Origin of the sequence: Tuberibacillus sp. Marseille-P3662, from assembly GCF_900178005.1 — a bacterium.
Taxonomy (GTDB): Bacteria; Bacillota; Bacilli; order Bacillales; family Sporolactobacillaceae; genus Marseille-P3662.
Window position 1 is genome coordinate 156016 of sequence record NZ_FXBS01000004.1, and the last position, 17649, is coordinate 173664.

General features: G+C 43.3%; 19 protein-coding genes, 1 pseudogene and 1 riboswitch. Of the genes and pseudogenes, 7 read left to right on the forward strand and 13 right to left on the reverse strand.

The window, feature by feature from the left end:
- Window positions 1–35: 35 nt before the first annotated feature.
- Window positions 36–527, reverse strand: a complete 492-nt coding sequence (locus tag B9Y89_RS04365) for a metallophosphoesterase family protein (protein ID WP_085521893.1) — start codon at window positions 525–527, stop codon at window positions 36–38.
- 319 nt (window positions 528–846) lie between these two features.
- On the opposite strand from B9Y89_RS04365, the gene B9Y89_RS04370 reads away from it, so the two are divergent.
- Window positions 847–1068: a YdbC family protein gene (locus B9Y89_RS04370; protein ID WP_085522333.1), complete on the forward strand. Its 222-nt coding sequence runs from the start codon at window positions 847–849 to the stop codon at window positions 1066–1068.
- Here the strand turns inward: B9Y89_RS04370 and B9Y89_RS04375 are convergent.
- The 5 genes from B9Y89_RS04375 to B9Y89_RS04395 all read right to left on the reverse strand — a co-directional run bounded on the left by B9Y89_RS04375 (window position 1065) and on the right by B9Y89_RS04395 (window position 7425).
- A complete protein-coding gene (locus tag B9Y89_RS04375) occupies window positions 1065–2546 on the reverse strand; it encodes an o-succinylbenzoate--CoA ligase (protein WP_085521895.1) in 1482 nt (493 codons plus the stop codon). The two genes, B9Y89_RS04370 and B9Y89_RS04375, sit on opposite strands and share 4 nt — an antisense overlap.
- Before the next feature lie 78 nt (window positions 2547–2624).
- Window positions 2625–3443, reverse strand: coding sequence for a 1,4-dihydroxy-2-naphthoyl-CoA synthase (menB, locus tag B9Y89_RS04380; protein ID WP_085521897.1), 819 nt, complete (start codon window positions 3441–3443; stop codon window positions 2625–2627).
- Entirely contained in the window at window positions 3440–4273 is an 834-nt protein-coding gene (gene menH / locus B9Y89_RS04385; protein WP_085521899.1) for a 2-succinyl-6-hydroxy-2,4-cyclohexadiene-1-carboxylate synthase, read from the reverse strand. The genes menB and menH overlap by 4 nt, the downstream gene beginning before the upstream one ends.
- Window positions 4263–6023 carry a 2-succinyl-5-enolpyruvyl-6-hydroxy-3-cyclohexene-1-carboxylic-acid synthase gene (menD, locus tag B9Y89_RS04390; RefSeq protein WP_085521901.1) on the reverse strand — a complete coding sequence of 587 codons (1761 nt, stop codon included), beginning with the start codon at window positions 6021–6023 and terminating at the stop codon, window positions 4263–4265. Before menD ends, menH begins: the two co-directional genes overlap by 11 nt.
- A 4-nt stretch (window positions 6024–6027) precedes the next feature.
- Entirely contained in the window at window positions 6028–7425 is a 1398-nt protein-coding gene (locus B9Y89_RS04395) for an isochorismate synthase (RefSeq protein ID WP_085521903.1), read from the reverse strand.
- 232 nt (window positions 7426–7657) lie between these two features.
- Between B9Y89_RS04395 and B9Y89_RS04400 the strand changes: the two genes are divergently transcribed.
- The 4 genes from B9Y89_RS04400 (at window position 7658) to B9Y89_RS04415 (ending at window position 11387) form a co-directional block, all read left to right on the forward strand.
- Window positions 7658–8584: a 1,4-dihydroxy-2-naphthoate polyprenyltransferase gene (locus B9Y89_RS04400; RefSeq protein WP_085521904.1), complete on the forward strand. Its 927-nt coding sequence runs from the start codon at window positions 7658–7660 to the stop codon at window positions 8582–8584.
- Window positions 8585–8654: 70 nt separating this feature from the next.
- A complete protein-coding gene (gene queC, locus B9Y89_RS04405) occupies window positions 8655–9323 on the forward strand; it encodes a 7-cyano-7-deazaguanine synthase QueC (protein ID WP_085522334.1) in 669 nt (222 codons plus the stop codon).
- A gap of 254 nt (window positions 9324–9577) precedes the next feature.
- Window positions 9578–10126 (forward strand): sigma-70 family RNA polymerase sigma factor, encoded by a 549-nt coding sequence (locus tag B9Y89_RS04410; protein WP_369596720.1) that lies wholly within the window; start codon window positions 9578–9580, stop codon window positions 10124–10126.
- Window positions 10113–11387 (forward strand): DUF4179 domain-containing protein, encoded by a 1275-nt coding sequence (locus B9Y89_RS04415; protein ID WP_176222098.1) that lies wholly within the window; start codon window positions 10113–10115, stop codon window positions 11385–11387. Before B9Y89_RS04410 ends, B9Y89_RS04415 begins: the two co-directional genes overlap by 14 nt.
- A gap of 95 nt (window positions 11388–11482) precedes the next feature.
- Here the strand turns inward: B9Y89_RS04415 and B9Y89_RS19645 are convergent.
- Together B9Y89_RS19645 and B9Y89_RS18970 are read right to left on the reverse strand one after the other, a co-directional pair.
- A pseudogene (locus B9Y89_RS19645) lies at window positions 11483–11641 on the reverse strand (serine hydrolase domain-containing protein); the annotation flags it as partial.
- Window positions 11642–11666: 25 nt separating this feature from the next.
- Window positions 11667–11831, reverse strand: a complete 165-nt coding sequence (locus B9Y89_RS18970; protein WP_176222099.1) for a hypothetical protein — start codon at window positions 11829–11831, stop codon at window positions 11667–11669.
- A gap of 301 nt (window positions 11832–12132) precedes the next feature.
- On the opposite strand from B9Y89_RS18970, the gene B9Y89_RS04425 reads away from it, so the two are divergent.
- A complete protein-coding gene (locus B9Y89_RS04425; protein WP_139822717.1) occupies window positions 12133–13515 on the forward strand; it encodes an alkaline phosphatase in 1383 nt (460 codons plus the stop codon).
- 343 nt (window positions 13516–13858) lie between these two features.
- Here B9Y89_RS04425 and B9Y89_RS04430 read toward each other — a convergent pair whose 3' ends face one another.
- Together B9Y89_RS04430 and B9Y89_RS04435 are read right to left on the reverse strand one after the other, a co-directional pair.
- Window positions 13859–14524, reverse strand: a complete 666-nt coding sequence (locus tag B9Y89_RS04430) for a phosphatase PAP2 family protein (RefSeq protein ID WP_085521912.1) — start codon at window positions 14522–14524, stop codon at window positions 13859–13861.
- Between the two features lie 231 nt (window positions 14525–14755).
- Window positions 14756–15574: an alpha/beta fold hydrolase gene (locus B9Y89_RS04435; protein ID WP_085521914.1), complete on the reverse strand. Its 819-nt coding sequence runs from the start codon at window positions 15572–15574 to the stop codon at window positions 14756–14758.
- 171 nt (window positions 15575–15745) lie between these two features.
- Window positions 15746–15878, forward strand: a riboswitch (FMN riboswitch).
- Window positions 15879–16052: 174 nt separating this feature from the next.
- Between B9Y89_RS04435 and B9Y89_RS04440 the strand changes: the two genes are divergently transcribed.
- Window positions 16053–16667, forward strand: coding sequence for an ECF transporter S component (locus tag B9Y89_RS04440; RefSeq protein WP_085521916.1), 615 nt, complete (start codon window positions 16053–16055; stop codon window positions 16665–16667).
- A 102-nt stretch (window positions 16668–16769) separates the two neighbouring features.
- On the opposite strand, the gene B9Y89_RS18715 is transcribed toward B9Y89_RS04440, so the two are convergent.
- From B9Y89_RS18715 to B9Y89_RS04455, 3 genes are all read right to left on the reverse strand, one after another.
- Window positions 16770–16862: a YjcZ family sporulation protein gene (locus B9Y89_RS18715; protein WP_139822718.1), complete on the reverse strand. Its 93-nt coding sequence runs from the start codon at window positions 16860–16862 to the stop codon at window positions 16770–16772.
- 261 nt (window positions 16863–17123) lie between these two features.
- On the reverse strand, window positions 17124–17219 hold the full coding sequence (locus B9Y89_RS04450) for a YjcZ family sporulation protein (RefSeq protein WP_085521919.1): 96 nt from the start codon (window positions 17217–17219) through the stop codon (window positions 17124–17126).
- Between the two features lie 242 nt (window positions 17220–17461).
- Complete coding sequence (locus B9Y89_RS04455) at window positions 17462–17560, reverse strand: YjcZ family sporulation protein (protein ID WP_085521920.1); 99 nt, start codon at window positions 17558–17560, stop codon at window positions 17462–17464.
- Window positions 17561–17649: the final 89 nt, after the last annotated feature.

Sequence of the window (17649 nt, forward strand, 5' to 3'; positions counted from 1 at the left end):
CATACTTAAGGATGATTTTTTGGCTAACGACTGCTTCAGCCTTTGAAGAATATATGCTCCGCACTGAATGTTTCACCTAAAGATAAGACGCCGAATGAAAAATAAGGCATACGGCGTTTGTCAGTGGGCGAACCCGGATTAAACATTAACGTTTTCCTATGATAACGAAGATAAGGAATGTGAGAGTGGCCAAAAATGATGATGTCAGGAGGGTCATCAACAAAAGCTTCATAAGCGCGCCGCTCGGTTGTTCCTTTCTCACCATGTCCGTGCACCAAACCTATTTGGTACCCTTGATGGATCAGTCGTTTTTGATAACCCAAACGCTCAATCATATCGGCCGTATCTACATTTCCGGCAACACCTTCCACAGGGGCATATGACCGCAGCTCATCATAAAGCTCCCTTGTTTGCCAATCACCCGCATGGATGATTAAATCAGCCTCTCGCAAATAAGGAGCTAAAAACTCAGGCAACAATTGTGCCCGCTTAGGCATATGGGTATCTGCCAAAACAATGACGTTCATTATACCGCCTCCAATAAAAAGGACGGCAATTTGCCGTCAGTTAATATTCTAGGAAAAAAATAAATAATGCTAAGATAAACAGTCCAATAACGATAGCTGTTATACCCATCGCATTGGAAAAACTCTTTTGATTTTTGTCTTCCATGGTATCCACACATCCTTTATCATCAACTTATTTATAGGTTGTTCTAAAATGGATGGACCATGCATGACAGCCCCAATGAAAAAATTCAAAAAAACGCTTGCATTTATCTTTAAGCTGATTTATCATAATAAACGAACAAACGTTCTTAACCCATTTAATCAGGAGGTTTTTCAAATGGCAGAGTTTAAATTTGATGTTGTCGATTCTTTTGGTACCTTGTCACAAGCTGAAAATGGTTGGTCAAAGCAACTCACCATTGTGAGCTGGAATGACCGTGAACCTAAGTATGATATTCGCAGCTGGTCGCCCGAACGCAAACGAATGGGACGAGGCGTAACGTTCTCAAAAGATGAATTATCATCTTTAAAAAAGTTACTTAATAACATGCCCGTCTAATCAATCAACTTCTGCAGCTCTCTCCGCAACAATTTGTTTGACGCATTTCTCGGTAGTTCATCCACCATGACCCATTTTTTCGGAATTTTATAAGATGCTAGATGCGATTGACAAAAAGTCGTCAATGCCTGAGACCCCAATCCTTCATGATTGCCTTTTTGAACCACAAACGCTACGGGAACTTGACCCCATCGATTATCTTCCATACCAATGACACCAGCTTCTTCAATATTAGGATGCGCTGTTAACACACTTTCAATTTCAGCAGGATAAATATTTTCACCGCCCGAGATAATCATATCTTTCCGACGATCAAGCACGTACAGAAATCCATCAGTATCCAAATACCCAACATCTCCTGTCTTTAACCAACCATTTTGTAGCGATTGTTTGGTTGCATCAGGTCGATGATAATAGCCAATGGTGACATTGGGACCTTTGACGACAATCTCACCGTGTTCAAACGGCTGGGCTTCACCGCCCTGAGAAGTGATAATTTTCAATTGAGCGGGAAATAGCGGCTTTCCAGCCGATCCGAGTTTCTCCAGCATATATTCAGGAGCCAAAGTGACAATCTGGGAAGCCGTTTCACTCAATCCATAGGTTTGAAAGACAGGAATATCTAGGTCCCGGCATTGTTCAAGTAACGGCTGCGGGGCCGGTCCACCCCCCAGTAACATACAGCGGAACTGATCAGGATAACCCTCGGCATCCAGCTCGTTCACCATACGTGACAGCGTTGCGCTGACAACCGATACAATGGTTACTCCCTTTTGTCTAATCGCATCGTTGACCGCGCCTGGACTAAAGCGCTCATGTAGCAAAACAGGCATCCCATAAATCACACTTCTCATAAGGATGGAAAGGCCGCTCACATGAAACAATGGGACACACGCTAACCATTTATCTTCAGCTACAAGTCCCAAATTCAAGGCGGAACCAACCGCACTCCACCAGTGATTCCCGTGTGTTAAAATGACGCCCTTTGGACGTCCGGTTGTTCCTGAGGTATAGACCATGGTATGGGAATCATCCATGTCAACTTCCCTTACGAGTTCAACATCAGCTTCATCGTAAGCTAATAGGTTATTAAAAGCACAATGCTTAACACCGCTTTGATCTGCGAGGTTATCAGCACGTGTTTCATGTGAAGTATCATGCAATAAAAGAGCGGGAGCACTATCCTTCAATTGCCACGCTTGCTCTTCAGCTGTTAACCGGATATTCAGCGGAACAGCCGTTGCTTTGAGGTATGACAAGGCATGATAGCTTATAACCATATCAACAGAATTCCGCATCAGCAAGGCAACATGGCTCCCTGATTGAACACCTACGGTCCTAAGTTTACGAGCAACCGATCGGGCAATATCGTTCAATTCTCTAAACGTCAGTGATTTCTCATCGGTTTCCAAAGCAATCCGTTCCGGCGTCAAATGGGCCCGTTGATTCAGCCAATGGGGTAATGTCGATCCATTCATCAATTCCTACTCCTTCTTCTTTTAATGTTAGAAAAACCAAGCTTGAGTGCTCAAGCTTGGTTTAGGCTTTTTATACCTTTATGGAAAACGAGGGAATTGGTCGAAATCAGGTTTCCTTTTTTCTTTAAAGGCATCCCGGCCTTCCTTCGCTTCATCCGTTGTATAGTAAAGCAACGTTGCGTCACCGCCCATTTGCTGCATACCAGCTAAACCATCGGTGTCAGCGTTAAAGGACGCTTTCAAGAAGCGAATGGCTGTCGGACTTTTTTCGAGAATCTCATTCGCCCACTGAATCGTCTCGGCTTCTAATTGATCAAGCGGTACAACCGTGTTGACCAAGCCCATGTCCTCAGCTTCTTGGGCACTATATTGACGACATAGATACCAAATCTCCCGGGCCTTTTTATGACCGACAATTCTTGCTAAATAACCGGCACCATAACCTGCATCAAAGCTGCCGACTTTCGGTCCGGTTTGACCAAACACGGCGTTATCAGCCGCAATCGTCAAGTCACTCACAACATGTAACACATGCCCGCCGCCGATAGCATAGCCTGCTACCATACAAATCACAGGTTTCGGCATCGTTCTCATTAGCCGCTGTAGATCCAGTACGTTGAGCCGCGGAACTTGCTCATCATCAACATAGCCCCCGTGGCCACGCTTCGACTGGTCACCGCCGGAACAAAACGCTTTTTCACCAGCACCTGTCAGAATAACGACACCAATACTGGAGTCATCCCGAGCACGGGAAAAGGCATCAATCAATTCCGTGACGGTTTTTGGTGTAAAGGCATTATGCACTCTTGGCCGATTGATCGTAATTTTGGCCTTGCCTTCATATTTTTCATACAAAATTTCATCATATGTACGAACGGTTTGCCATTCAACAGTCATAACTGTTCACCCTTTCTATGAATAACATGATAAAAATCTTCACTTACTATTTTATCAAATGTCATCGATTTTTCCACGTGGACCGCATGTCCAGCCCCCTGAACAACGTTTAAAATCGATGATGAGAGCTGCTGTGCCATGGCCTTAGAAATATCGACAAATTTTTCATCCCATGCACCCACGACAAGGTATACAGGGATCTCTAAGTGACTCAATGGCTCCCATAAGGACGGTTGTTCACCTGTTCCCATACCTTTCAAACTATGAGCCAAACCTTGTGGGTGCTGCTGTAGCCGCGTCTCGCGCAGGTCTTGTTGCTGCTTTTGGTCAAGGTACCTTTGCGTGTGAAACAGCGGAATTGACTCCCAATAGTCAACAAATGTCTCAATGCCAACGTCTAGCAGCCAATCAGCCAAAGTATGGTCACGTTGACGGCGTTCAATACGTTCTTCATCGGTTTTAAGTCCCGGCGAACTGCTTTCTAGTAACAATCCTTTGATTATATGCGGATGATGCAGGGCCATATATAAAGCTAATCGCCCACCCATAGAGTAGCCAAGAATAGAAACGGCGTCTAATTCAAGCTTGGCCATCAGTGCTACCAAAGCCGCCGCTGTGTGCTCCATTGAATAATAGGCGACATCATGCGGTGTTATCGTTGCGCCATGCCCTGGTAAATCAACCGCAATGATTTGATAGGTCGATTGCCATTGTTCGATGAACGGTTCCCATGTCTCTTTCGAACCGGTAAAACCATGTAATAGGAGCAGAGGCTCGCCTTCACCGTGCACTTGAACATCAAAATGAATATCCATTGCCTTAATTATCATCATGATCCCCTAACGGATTCACGAGTGAATCAATGACGTGATTGGTCTGTTGCCACAAGGCTTGATGCATTTTATGATTATCGTCACGGCCGGGCACAATCGCCTCAATCAAATGAAGACCTGAACCTTGCCGGGCTTGCTTTAAAGCCGCCTGCAAATCTTCCTGACCTTTCGCAACAGCATAAGTTCCATTGTATAAACGGGCCACGGACTCGATATCTAGATCGGTTGGTGTCCCAAACAACTCCTCAAAATGCTCGGTCTGACTCGCCTGCGGCAAAAATGAAAAGATACCTCCGCCATTATTATTGATAATGACAATAGTCATATCAAGGCCATGCTGTTTGGCTGCCATTAAACCATTCATATCATGGAAGAATGTCAAATCTCCCAGGATCAAGGTCACCGGCCCACCGGCAGCGTGCACTCCTAAAGCCGTTGAAACAACACCGTCGATCCCATTGGCACCGCGGTTCGCCATAATTTGGACTGACGGATCCGCCTTTGTATAAAAGGTATCGACATCCCTTATTGGCATACTGTTACCGGCAAAAATCACGGATTCGGGCGCGCTATGCTCAAGAACCGATTGCACCACTTGACCTTCAAACCACTTCTCTCCAGTAGTGAATGTGCGAATCGTTTGTCGAACCTTTTTATCAATCGTCAGCCATTGTTCAGTCCAATCTTGCCAGCACACCTCTTCAGGGGGCTTGTCCATAATTTGATTCAGCAGATGGGGCAAATCGGTATAAATCATGTCAGTCACAAAGTGGGTCGGTTCCCGCCATTCCGAACTGTCATCAATGACGAGATACGATACCGGCTGAACACGCTCAAGATACTTAAGCAATGGCTTGGAAACCGGCATCGCCCCAAACCGAATCACACAATCCGTTGGGTACGATTGAATAAATCCTGGATCTCTTAACGTTGCATCATATCCGGATACAACCCAAGGACTGTCAATGCTCCTCAGATTAGAAAGCGGATCAGCCAATATAGGTATGCCCCAGTTCTCTGCCAGTTGCACTAAATCTTCCGGCTGTTGATATTGGTCAGGTCCGGCAATCAATAGCGGCCGCTTCGCTGACTGTAAAGCCGAGATTACAGCCGATGCATCACCCGGCATGCAGCCAGCAAGTTCGGTAGTATCACCCGGTTGCTGGTTCACAGGCTGCAAATATTTTTGCGCAACATCGATATCAGGCATCAACGGCTCTCGAAATGGAAAGTTCACATGTACCGCACCAGCCGGAGCCGCTTGTGACTTTTTAACAGCTCGCATCGCAGTTGACTTCACAAAACGAAGCGTTATCTCACCGTCGTCCGGCAATGGCATGTCTTGATACCATCGAACGTGCTCGCCGTACATTTTAACCTGATCAATCGCTTGCGGTGCTCCGACTTCCCGTAGTTCATGGGGTCTGTCCGCCGTTAAAACAACCAGCGGTACCCGAGAGTAGCGCGCTTCAATCACAGCCGGATAATAATTCGCTGTTGCCGTTCCTGATGAACACAACAAAATAACCGGTTTTTGATAAGCCTTGGCCATTCCAAGAGCAAAAAAACCGGCTGATCTTTCATCAAGATTCATCCATACTTTAATATCAGGATGTTGTTTTAATACGACAGCCAAAGGTGTGGACCGTGAACCCGGACTGACAACAGCATGTCTAAGCCCTGAATCAGCTAATTGCTGGACAAAAGTGGCCGTAAAGGCGGCCAGCGTTTCTGAATGAACAGACATGATATTACACACCTCCCAAAGCTGTTAACATCGGTTTAAATTTAAGACCTGTTTCTTTATATTCACTTTCTGGTTCGGAATCAGCAACAATCCCACAACCTGAGAACAATGTCGCTTGTTTGTCTTTTAATAGTCCTGATCGGATCGCGACGGCAAAATCACCATTGCCAGCGGCATCAAGCCATCCTACTGGTGATCCATACCAACCACGTTCATAGTTTTCAAGTTCTGATATCACAGCCAGTGCCCGATCTCTTGGCGTTCCGCCCAAAGCTGGTGTCGGGTGCAACGACCCAACAAGATTTAAAATTGATCGGTCTTCATTAATCGTTGCCGTAATAGGCGTGTATAAATGTTGAACATGCTTATTTTTATACAAAACAGGCCGGTGAGGTACCTGAACAGATTGACAATCTTTCTCAATGGCACCTTTGATCATATCAACAACAAATTGATGTTCCATGACATTCTTATCATCGTTTAGTAATGCATTGCCCAAACGGTCGTCTTCTTCGTCATCCGTTCCCCTGGCAATGGTTCCGGCTAGACATGTAGTGTCAAGGTCTGAGCCTTGTTTTCTAATCATGCGTTCCGGTGTGGCACCTAGAAAACAATCGCCATCCCTTTCAATCGCAAAAATAAAACAGTCCTTTTGCGTCGCTTCGAGATTTTTAACGACGGCTTCCGCGGTGACCGTCTCATTAAATGTCGCTGTCGCATCTCGAGATAACACAACTTTATCTAGTCCGCCCTCTTCAATTTTATCCGTTGCATGAACAACAGCATGCTTCCATCCTTCAATGTCACTTTCATTCATGTGAATGTCATGAGCGCCGGATTCAATCTCCAGTTCATCATTCAGAAGTTGATTAAGCTCTTCATCCAGTATTTGTTTCTTTGCTTGGACATCATCACTTGGACTGATAGCCACATTAATGGTTAGTGTTGTCGCTTCATACTTCTGAGTTAATAAAAATTGTGGAATGAAAAAAGCGGCTTCTGGAAAGTGACGCCACGTTGTCTGTTCGGCAGAAGCATATTCAGACCAGAAGCTGGATCCCCCTAATAAAACGGGGCCTGTCCCATTAGACACATCCGCTGACGTTTGCTGAGCGTCAGCCAATAAGACTTGATATTGGGAAGCGATCGACTCAAAACGATCATCACCTTTTGCTGTCAATTCAAAGCAGCAGCCGCTTCCGATTATTGTAAGTGCCTCACCTTCAGACCAATACATACGGCGGTTAACATTAATTTCTTTACTATGGGCAAAAAACGCCAAGGGGTTTACGGAATAATGGTCAGTGACATAACTGACCAAAATAGGTTTTTGCAACATCTGTGAACGGTTATGGGCTTCTTCTAGTAACGATTGCAAATCTTTTGACTGAGTTGTTGTCATCACCGTAAATCCTCCTGGTGCCTTAAATACGTTATAGAACTCAAACAAACTAATTTTAGCATACACCCGCTAATTTTAGGGTGTCAATTTAATGAAATGACCATACCAATCTTCTAGAAGTTAAATTCGACTACAGCGAATTGTTTATGCGAACTCTCATTTGACAACCAACGCAAGTTCTCATAAACTTTATATGAATTTATAGGTATTTTATAATATAGGGGCGTTCTATATGAGTGAACCAAACCAATGGGTTATTGAGAAAAATAAGGGGTGGAAAGTATGGTGGCAGTTAATGCGTCCTCACACCCTCACAGCGTCATTCATTCCCGTCATTTTAGGAACAGCTTTGGCTTTGCCCGAATCGGGGTTTGAAATAGGTCTATTTATAGCAATGATGGTTGCTTCATTACTCATACAGGCAGCTACAAATATGTTTAATGAATATTTTGATTTCAAACGCGGATTGGATACTGAAGAATCCATAGGCATCGGCGGGACGATTGTCCGTGACGGTGTATCACCTAAAACGGTCCTGTACTTAGGTTATAGTTTTTGTCTAGTCGCTATATTGATCGGTGTCTATATTTGCATGCAAAGCAGTTGGTGGCTTGCTTTGATCGGCCTTGTATGCATGATGACTGGCTATCTTTATACAGGCGGGCCTTACCCTATTGCTTATACACCGTTTGGAGAATTGATCTCCGGGATTTTCATGGGATCATTTCTTGTCCTCATTTCATTTTATATACAAACCGGCCAGGTCACGACGAGCAGTATTCTCATTTCCATTCCTAGTGCGCTCTTGGTCGGAGGGATCATGCTGGCGAATAACATCCGCGACCTAGAAAGTGATTGTGATAAAGGGCGACAAACACTCGCGATCCTATTAGGACGGCGACAAGCCATTAACTTACTTTCAGGATTATTTGTTTTTTCCTACATATGGATTGTTGCCCTGATTATTACAAGTGCTGAATCCATTTGGATGTTACTTGTATTAGTCAGTGTCCCTAAAGCTTTTCAAGCGGCAAAGTCTTTCAAGCAACAGACGCAAAAACTACAGATGATGTTGGCGATGAAATCCACCGCCCAAACGAATACAATGTTCGGCGGGCTACTATCATTAGGACTGATCATTGATTACATCATCCGCTAGCAACCATGCATCCGAGACTTCGGGTGCATGAACTTTTAGAGGAGGTTTTATTGTGAGTGAAAAAGCAGTCATGATATTGAGCGGCGGATTGGACAGCACGACATGCATGGGACTTGCCCAAGAAGCTGGCTACGATCTTTACCCTATCACCTTCCATTATGGACAAAGACATGACCGAGAAGTGAAACAAGCGGAACGGGTTGCTGAGCATTATCAGGTCCAAGAGCATCGGATTGTTGATATCAGCTTTTTCAGTGACATTGGCGGCAGTGCCTTAACCGACACATCGATACCCGTACCAGAGACGGACGCGTCAGATATTCCGTCAACATATGTACCAGCGCGCAACATGATTTTCTTGTCACTTGCCGCAGCCTATGCTGAAGTCATCGGGGCATCGGCGATTTTTATCGGTGTCAGTGCCGTTGATTACAGCGGCTATCCCGATTGCCGCCCCGAATTTATCAATAGTATGAACGAGACGATCAATTTAGCAACCAAGGCTGGAGTGAGTGATGAAACAATGTCCATCAAAGCTCCTTTGATGGATCTAACAAAGGGTGACACGGTCCAAGAGGGGCTCCGTTTGAATGTGCCTTATTATCTCACCACATCATGTTACAACGGTGCGGACGAGGCTTGTGGGGTTTGCGACAGCTGCCGCTTACGCATCAAAGGATTCAAAGATGCCGGCGCCGTCGACCCTGTGCCTTATGCGGTTGATGTAGATTGGACCTAAATTGAATAGTCAGGATAAAAGATCCTTTAGGGGGGTCTTTTTTTTCGGTATTCTTCAGATGGAAGATACTCACTTTTCGCTCGTTTCTGAGATGAACGCTCACTTTTGGTAGGAATTGCTCACCCACGATATATCGAATATCCAAAACTTGATACTTTTGGATCCATTTTGTTTTAGGGTTAAAAAATTTGATACAAAATGAACTTTTTAACCCTTCCATAACTCATATAAGAGAAAGGGGTGACAACTTGGATGTGACGCAGCTCGTTAGAAAGGCAAAAACAGGCGATAAAGAAGCGCTTCTAACTCTGATTATGGAGCAAGAACAAGATTATTATAAACTCGCCTTCACATATATGGGAAATCGACAGGATGCTTTGGATGCATTGGAAGATATGATTGTCACCTTATATGAAAAGATTCATCAGCTTAAGAAAGCCGAAACCTTTTATAGTTGGAGTAAAACTATTTTAGCCAACCGTTGCAAATCTATGCTGAAAAAGAAGAGAAAAGTGGTCCTAGTGGATGAATGGCATCATGAAGCGGCCGAACATCATTTAAACCTATCTTTAGAGAAAAACAGCCAGCAAATAATCGAGGATCGTCTAGCCATTCAGAATATGTTACGTCATTTAAACCTGCATCAGGAAGAAGCTATCCGATTACGGTATTTTCATGATCTCGATTATCAATCCATCGCTGACTTGACAAAGGTCTCCTTAGGAACGGTGAAATCAAGGATATCTCAAGGGCTGAAAAAATTGAACAAGTTATATGGGGGTGGGAACCATGCCGGAGATTGAGGATCGGTTGAAGCAAGAAAAGGAACATATGACGCAAGAAGACGTACCACATGAATTAGAAAGTCGATTGCGTTCAGCTTTAATGGATCACAAGCCGAAGCGGAAACCACCAAAGTCGTGGACAATTGTAGCCGTCCTGTTAGCTCTTATATTAGTCACCTATAATTATAGTGGCCTGGCTTATTACGGGAAAAAAATCCTCGGCTTTGATAATGTCCTTAATGGCACGCTCCAGACGTTGAACAATCAAGGAATGGGACAAACCATCAACAAAAGCTATACGTTTCAAAACGGCGTTCAATTAACGCTCAACGGCATCATGACGGATGATAATCAAACCGTTCTTTTCTACACATTACGAGATCCAAAAGGTCGCATTGGTGAGAGCCAATTCAGCTTTTCACCCTCTAAACTAACCGGTTTTTTTGAAAATGCTCACGTTGAATCGGGTTACGGAAAAGTGAATGATGCCCACACCCAACTTAAGGGAACTTATCAATTTGCACCCGTCAACGGTTTCGTGCACGAATTGGCGTTACAATTTTCATTAAATAATGAGACAGGTAAAATCGAATTTAACTATGATCCGAACCGGGCTTTGGGAGCGACCATTGAACAAAAAATAGACCAAACCATCAAGATCGATAAAGACACAGTTAAATTGGCATCCATCACAGCGTCACCGACAATGACAGTAATTAAAGGGGCAACCAATGCTGAAAATATTGATCGTGCACAGCGACCCTTCAGCGGTTTTAAAGTGATGGCTAACGGTCAAGTCATTGATAGCAAAGGCGTAGGCACTCATTCGAAGCTAAACGGAACGGCCTTCACACTAAAATTCGATGCCTTGCCGAGAAACGTACAGACATTGCAGTTAAAGTTAGACACCTTCATGGGTTATGATCGACTTAACAAAACCATACCATTCAATTCAATCAAAGGTGGCGATCAATGGCATCTGGCCAGTCAATCGATAACGGTTAAAGGGATAAAAAGAAACGAACAACAAACCCAACTCACCATCAGTAATGCGGCTTCTGTTTCTTTAGATAACGTTTTTGTCGGTAATGAGGAACATAAGGATTCATTAACAGCAACTGAAAATCAGACCCTTAAGAAAACTGACCAAGACATACTAAAAGAACGAACCCTGATTTTTAAAACTGACACCACCCCGGAAAAACTCTTCATCGGCGGTATCCATTATATGAAAAACTACCATAAAACGATTGATATCCCGGTCAAAAAAAGCGAGTGATAAACACTCGCTTTTCCTATGTTATTTTTACATAGGAAAATGCAAATCAATATGGTCCCCATACCCGTTAGAGCAAAAAGTATCTAACAAAAAAACTAAGATATCAGACATTCAAATATTTCTCCAATGATCCCATTCAATTGATGAACCCCTAAATCTGTATTGGTCATAATGACAACACCCGTCTCTAAATAGGGATAAGCTACCATCATACATTGAAAACCAATACCCCAGCCGAGTGAAGATATTTCAATGTTGACCTTCCAGTTACATCTTCAATCAGTTGTTGGATAATACAAAAACCCGCATCGGAATATTGGAAATCGCTCGCTGGTTCATACTTAACTTGAATGGCATTTGGCCATGATTAACTAGACCCATACTTAACCCAGTCACATTATAATGCGCCATGCGTTCATCAATGTTTATGTTCCTTAGCTCCATATGTACCTCCTATGTTTATGTTTTCTTAATATTACATTATCAAAGGAACATACATTCGTATATAGTTTTTTTAATTTTTCTTAGTATAATCCTTACCAATCTTTTTGTTGATTTTATATCCATCACATCTTTCCAACAAAACACACAAGGTGTCGCAAATTTATACCAACTCCTCATGACCCCTCCTTTATATCTACGACAATTTTCTCTCTATTTTTAATATGTTATTAACTTTATATTAATTGTAGATTAATAGATTAGGATTATCATGACGGTGAAACCTTAAAGGGAGGCAATGGTTATGGGAAAAACGAGAAAAATTTTAGGAAGTTTGGGGCTCGCCTCAGCATTAGCGGTGGGAGGCTTCGCAGGGGTTCAAATCCATACCGATTCAGCTGATGCCAGAACGCCACAAGAAAAGCCGCCGCACACACAACCTAAGCAGCTTGGAAAAATTAAGAATGTTATTTTTCTTATTGGTGACGGTATGGGGCCGAGCTATACAACGGCTTATCGTATGTACAAGGATGATCCGAAAACAAAACAAATGGAGACAACCGCTTTTGACCGTTATCTTGTCGGTACGCAAGCCACACATCCCGATGATCCGAATGAGAATATCACAGACTCCGCAGCCGCAGCAACATCGATGGCTGCAGGCATTAAAACCTATAATGGTGCCATCTCGGTGGATAATGATAAAAGCCGGGTCAAGACCATTCTTGAAAGGGCAAAAGAAAAGAGTAAGGCGACCGGGTTAGTCGCGACATCGCAAATCAACCATGCCACGCCAGCGGCTTTTGGGACGCATAACGAAGATCGGAATAACTACAATACGATTGCGGATGACTATTTTGATGATATGATACGCGGTCAACATAAAGTCGACGTTCTCCTTGGTGGTGGGACGAACTATTTTAAACGCGATGACCGTAATCTCGTGCAGGATTTTAAACAAGCAGGTTTTGGTTACGTGACAAATACCAAGCAACTGAAATCCGATCAACATGAACAATTGTTAGGTTTGTTTGCACCTGTCGGCTTACCAAAAATGATCGATCGCACTAACAAAACACCTTCACTTGAAACGATGACCCATGAAGCACTCGAACGCCTACAAAAAGACAAAGACGGATTCTTCTTGATGGTCGAAGGCAGCCAAATCGATTGGGCTGGCCACAGCAATGATATTGTTGGTGCTATGAGCGAGATGGAAGACTTTGAGAAGGCGTTTCAAGCAGCGATTAATTTTGCTAAACAAGACAAGCACACACTCGTCGTTACCACAGCTGACCACTCAACCGGTGGATTAAGCATTGGCCGCGGCGGACCGTATGTCTGGAATCCTAAACCTATAAAGGCTGCCGATCGTACGCCTGAATTCATGGCTGCCGCTATCAAAGACGGCGCCTCTGTTGAAAAAACATTGGATCAATATATCGACTTTGAGTTGAAACAAAAAGAGCTAGAAAGCGTTAAGAAGGCTGCCCAATCTGAGGATCAATCAGCGATCCAAACAGCCATTGCTGAAATATTCAACGTTCGTTCACATACCGGCTGGACAACCGGCGGCCACACAGGTGTCGACGTCCCCGTTTACGCCTATGGTCCCGGAAAAATGATGTTCTCGGGATTTTATGAGAATACGAATATGGCGAAGAGCATAAGGAAAGTTTTGAAATAGCGACAAAGGAAGGTCGTCTTTAAACGCCGTACGTCTGTGGAACGAGCAAACACCGCCTGAATATAGGCCAATATTTCTTAAAAGAATAATCATTTAAAAATGCAAAGCGTTGTTTTTTGTTGTATAATGGACATAGAAGCAGAGATACTGAATAATAATAACAAAGACCGCCCATGCTGTTACATGGAACGGTCATAATAGACCGAACCCCATCAAGAGGGGCTAGGCGTATTAAGAGAAATAATCCCTCAATTAGCCAGCTAAAGCACATGAGGGATTATTTTTTGTTATTTTTATCGGACATGATATACGCAACCAAAAGTCCGAATGAAATCATCAGACCTCAATTGCGCTCTTTTAAAAGTTCCTCATGACGTATGTTTTCGAAAAAAACGCTATGAAGTAACAGCGTAAAACAGAGCCAACTGCCTCCGGCTAAGAAGCCGCCAAGAACATCCATGGGATAATGAACCCCTAAATAAACCCGACTGAGCCCGATTAAAAATATCAATAGTGCAGCAGCAAGCCAAATGAATCTGAAATCATACCCCTTATTTTTTAATCGAGATCTTAACAAATAAGCGAGCAAACCAAAAAAAGCGATGGAATTCATGGCATGTCCGCTCGGAAAACTGTAATAACTAACAGTGACAAGGTGTTCCAAATCAGGCCGTGGTCTGGCAAAAATTAATTTGAGCAGTCTGTTCAGTTGTCGCACCCCCAATAAGTTAAGAACCAATAAACCGGCCATCCCGTAGTTCTTTCTTAATAAAAGGAAAATAACAATGATGCCTGTTAGCGGAAAGGCAACATAGCCTGAACCTATGTAGGTGATGACAACAAAAAGACCATCTCCAATGGTCCCCCAAAAATCATAAAGATACGATTGAATCTCTTTGCCTAAGACTAGCCAGTTGGAATTATGATAGTTGAGTGCCACAATAATAAATAAAACCGCTAATACAAACATCCCGGTAAACAAAAAGTTTCGCTTTTGAATAACTGTCATAATGGGACATCCCTCCTGCTAAACATTCTGAAACGAATGACCATAACGCATCGAAAATTTCCTAATTTTAGGATCAACTTATTATGCAACAATATAACCCATTAACAGAACAACATTTTTAGATTTTTGATCAAACCTGATTACCTTTTCATTTAAACGGTCAAACTTTTTAAATCTACACATATCCAAATGGATAATTGTTAAATGAGCTTTTGCTATCTATACCTAAACCTATCCTTGTCCATCAACCCAAAGGCTGATTCTCTCAGCCGTTTCCTCCGGAGCATCCCGATAAATATCATGGGTGGCATCGACAATGACCTGGACTTCTGCGCCAGGAATAGCCGCCTGTAATCGATTGACTGCCCTTTTTCGCAAACCTTCCATGTCCTCCGGCAGCGTACTCCGGATCAGTAACAGCGGTGACTTTATTTTTCGAAAGACCGTTTCAATCGGATCTTCGTAAATGCCTTTGATCAGTGCTTGACATGTATACGGCGAGGCCGCCAGTCGAATCTCGCCATCTTTTTCGATGACTTGTGACCTTGAGGCAGCCTCAAGCGTTTCCGACCACCTTGGCAATTCAGCCTTTTCCGACTCAATGAATGCCTCCCATGAAGGAAAGCGGACCGAATCATAAAATACCTCCACTTGTTCTAGATCCTTCTGCAAAGATGCATCAGGGCGATCATCATGCTGCAAATAACCGCCGTCTAACAAGACAAGGCCTTTGACCCATTCAGGATATTTACTCGCAAAATAAAGCGCGAGGTGCGCGCCCCATGAATGACCGATCAGATACACCTCAGACTGGCCCAGCTCTTGAACCGTCTCCATAAGTTGTTCAACCATGCATGTCGGTTGATAATCTTGCTCTGCTGGTAAAGCTTCTCGATGTCCATGTCCAGGCAGATCAATGGATACCACATGAAAATCAGCCATTAAGTATTGCGCTAGTTCACCAAAGCTAAGTCCTGTGCTCCCCATTCCGTGAAGGAAAAACAAGGTCGTTTTGTTCCGATTGCCCCATTTATAAATATGTTGTTTCATAAAATCAACTCCATGTTCCTTGGATTATCAAACTATATTCTTCGTCTTGTAACAATATCCTTCTCCATTCTCAGGTTTAACTTTGAACAAACTGCTCCCGCCAAATGATTCAAAACTTTTGCGTTGCAATTTTAATCCCCATCGTATATGATATGAGTATAAATTGAATAGTTAGTCCTTCGGGGCAGGGTGAAATTCCCGACCGGCGGTGATGAGCATGACTCTAAGCCCGCGAGCCGTAACGACGGTAGGATTCAGTGGCAATCTGAAGCCGACAGTACAGTCTGGAAGGGAGAAGGATGATGAAGCCGGTTTATTAATGAGCGGTATAGTTAATGGTGCGTCGATTCATGAGCACAATTTTCCCGATAACGAGAGCCCAAGGATGTTATTTCCTTGGGCTCTTTTTCTGTAAAAGTAAACCGTTCCCGAGTTCATCATCAGATAAACAAATGAGAAACAAACATGGGGTGATCTGATGAGACAAACGTCTACACAACAATTGATTAGTACTGCATTATTAGGTTCTATTGCCTTTATTATTTATTACATCGCTTTCCCACTGCCGCTGTTTCCGCAGTTTTTGACCATTGATTTCAGCGACTTGCCGGCGGTTATCGGCGCCATTATGTACGGTCCCGTTGCCGGTATCACGATTGAGGCCTTGAAAAATATTTTGCATTGGCTAGCCAAAGGCAATGTTACCGGCGTGCCTATCGGTGAGTTTGCTAATTTCTTGGCCGGAAGCATTCTTGTGGTGGTGACATCATTCATATACCGACGGAAGCAAAACAAAACCGGGCTTGTCCTTGGCTTAATAACTGGGACCCTTCTGATGGCCGTGGCTATGGCCGTCGCTAATTATTACTTTATTTTTCCGGGTTATGCAATGTTCCTTGGCGTCACGATTGAGCAAAGCATCAATTTAGCTCATACGGCCAACAGCAGTATTCATAGTCTGATGACCTTGATTGTCTATGGTGTTACACCGTTTAATATCATTAAAGGTCTGTTGCTTGCTCTGATTATGATGCCCGTTTATCTCCGCCTGCAAGACAAAATGAAAAAATGGGGGCATAGGCCCCGGTTTTAACTAATATTTGGCTTACGACCAAGCCTTAATTGCACGCTTCTTTTAAGGGTTATAAAAAGGCTCCCTCAGGCTAATGAACTGAGGGAGCCTTTTTTATATTCATTAGTAGACGTAAGATGTGCCTACAATGATTAATAGAATAAACAATACTACAATCAACGCAAAGCCAGCGCCACCGCCGTATCCATAACTCATATCGGTAATCGCTCCTTTTGGTTGTGGTTTTTGAGATGTCTTGATCTCACATTCATATCCTATGAAGGATTGATTCATTGGTGTGGACGAATGCGGAGTTTTTTATAATTGTCTCATCTTAATTTCTAGCCTTCCAATATATGTATATAATAAACACACTGATACAAAGTGCCTCTTCCTAACAGGCTCGTCCTCTCAAGTTGAGCTTCTAGAACACAAAAAACCCGCCTTTTGAAAAAGACGGGCCTCTTGATCTATCGATTAGTAAACGTAAGATGTGCCTACAATGATTAATAGAATAAACAACACTACAATCAACGCAAAGCCAGCGCCACCGCCGTATCCTGCATTACTCATATCGGCAATCGCTCCTTCTGGTTGTAATTTTTGAGATGTCTTGATCTCATATTCATATCCTATGAAGCATTGACGATTAGGTGTGGACGAATGCGGAGTTTTTTATAATTTTTCTAGATGTTGATGATTTGCGGATAATATTGAAACAACACACCCTCAGTAATCCGCATTCTCTCCGCTCAAATGAAGCTTCCATAACAGCAAACCCGCCTTCCGAAGAAGACGGGTTCATTGGTCCTCAATTAATAAACGTAAGATGTTCCTACAATAATGAGTAGAATAAACAATACTACAATCAACGCAAAGCCTGCGCCGCCGCCGTATCCACCTGCATAACTCATAACGTCAATCGCTCCTTTATCTTGCCTGAGTTTTTGAGATGTCTTTATCTCACATTCATATCCTATGAAGGATTGACGATTCGGTGTGG

What these genes read in the sequence shown, in the direction of transcription:
- B9Y89_RS04365 (WP_085521893.1), bottom strand. Translation starts at nt 527, where the DNA reads ATGAACGTCATTGTTTTGGCAGATACCCATATGCCTAAGCGGGCACAA.
- B9Y89_RS04370 (WP_085522333.1), top strand. Translation starts at nt 847, where the DNA reads ATGGCAGAGTTTAAATTTGATGTTGTCGATTCTTTTGGTACCTTGTCA.
- B9Y89_RS04375 (WP_085521895.1), bottom strand. Translation starts at nt 2,546, where the DNA reads ATGAATGGATCGACATTACCCCATTGGCTGAATCAACGGGCCCATTTG.
- menB (WP_085521897.1), bottom strand. Translation starts at nt 3,443, where the DNA reads ATGACTGTTGAATGGCAAACCGTTCGTACATATGATGAAATTTTGTAT.
- menH (WP_085521899.1), bottom strand. Translation starts at nt 4,273, where the DNA reads ATGATAATTAAGGCAATGGATATTCATTTTGATGTTCAAGTGCACGGT.
- menD (WP_085521901.1), bottom strand. Translation starts at nt 6,023, where the DNA reads ATGTCTGTTCATTCAGAAACGCTGGCCGCCTTTACGGCCACTTTTGTC.
- B9Y89_RS04395 (WP_085521903.1), bottom strand. Translation starts at nt 7,425, where the DNA reads ATGACAACAACTCAGTCAAAAGATTTGCAATCGTTACTAGAAGAAGCC.
- B9Y89_RS04400 (WP_085521904.1), top strand. Translation starts at nt 7,658, where the DNA reads ATGAGTGAACCAAACCAATGGGTTATTGAGAAAAATAAGGGGTGGAAA.
- queC (WP_085522334.1), top strand. Translation starts at nt 8,655, where the DNA reads ATGATATTGAGCGGCGGATTGGACAGCACGACATGCATGGGACTTGCC.
- B9Y89_RS04415 (WP_176222098.1), top strand. Translation starts at nt 10,113, where the DNA reads ATGCCGGAGATTGAGGATCGGTTGAAGCAAGAAAAGGAACATATGACG.
- B9Y89_RS18970 (WP_176222099.1), bottom strand. Translation starts at nt 11,831, where the DNA reads ATGGAGCTAAGGAACATAAACATTGATGAACGCATGGCGCATTATAAT.
- B9Y89_RS04425 (WP_139822717.1), top strand. Translation starts at nt 12,133, where the DNA reads ATGGGAAAAACGAGAAAAATTTTAGGAAGTTTGGGGCTCGCCTCAGCA.
- B9Y89_RS04430 (WP_085521912.1), bottom strand. Translation starts at nt 14,524, where the DNA reads ATGACAGTTATTCAAAAGCGAAACTTTTTGTTTACCGGGATGTTTGTA.
- B9Y89_RS04435 (WP_085521914.1), bottom strand. Translation starts at nt 15,574, where the DNA reads ATGAAACAACATATTTATAAATGGGGCAATCGGAACAAAACGACCTTG.
- B9Y89_RS04440 (WP_085521916.1), top strand. Translation starts at nt 16,053, where the DNA reads ATGAGACAAACGTCTACACAACAATTGATTAGTACTGCATTATTAGGT.
- B9Y89_RS18715 (WP_139822718.1), bottom strand. Translation starts at nt 16,862, where the DNA reads ATGAGTTATGGATACGGCGGTGGCGCTGGCTTTGCGTTGATTGTAGTA.
- B9Y89_RS04450 (WP_085521919.1), bottom strand. Translation starts at nt 17,219, where the DNA reads ATGAGTAATGCAGGATACGGCGGTGGCGCTGGCTTTGCGTTGATTGTA.
- B9Y89_RS04455 (WP_085521920.1), bottom strand. Translation starts at nt 17,560, where the DNA reads ATGAGTTATGCAGGTGGATACGGCGGCGGCGCAGGCTTTGCGTTGATT.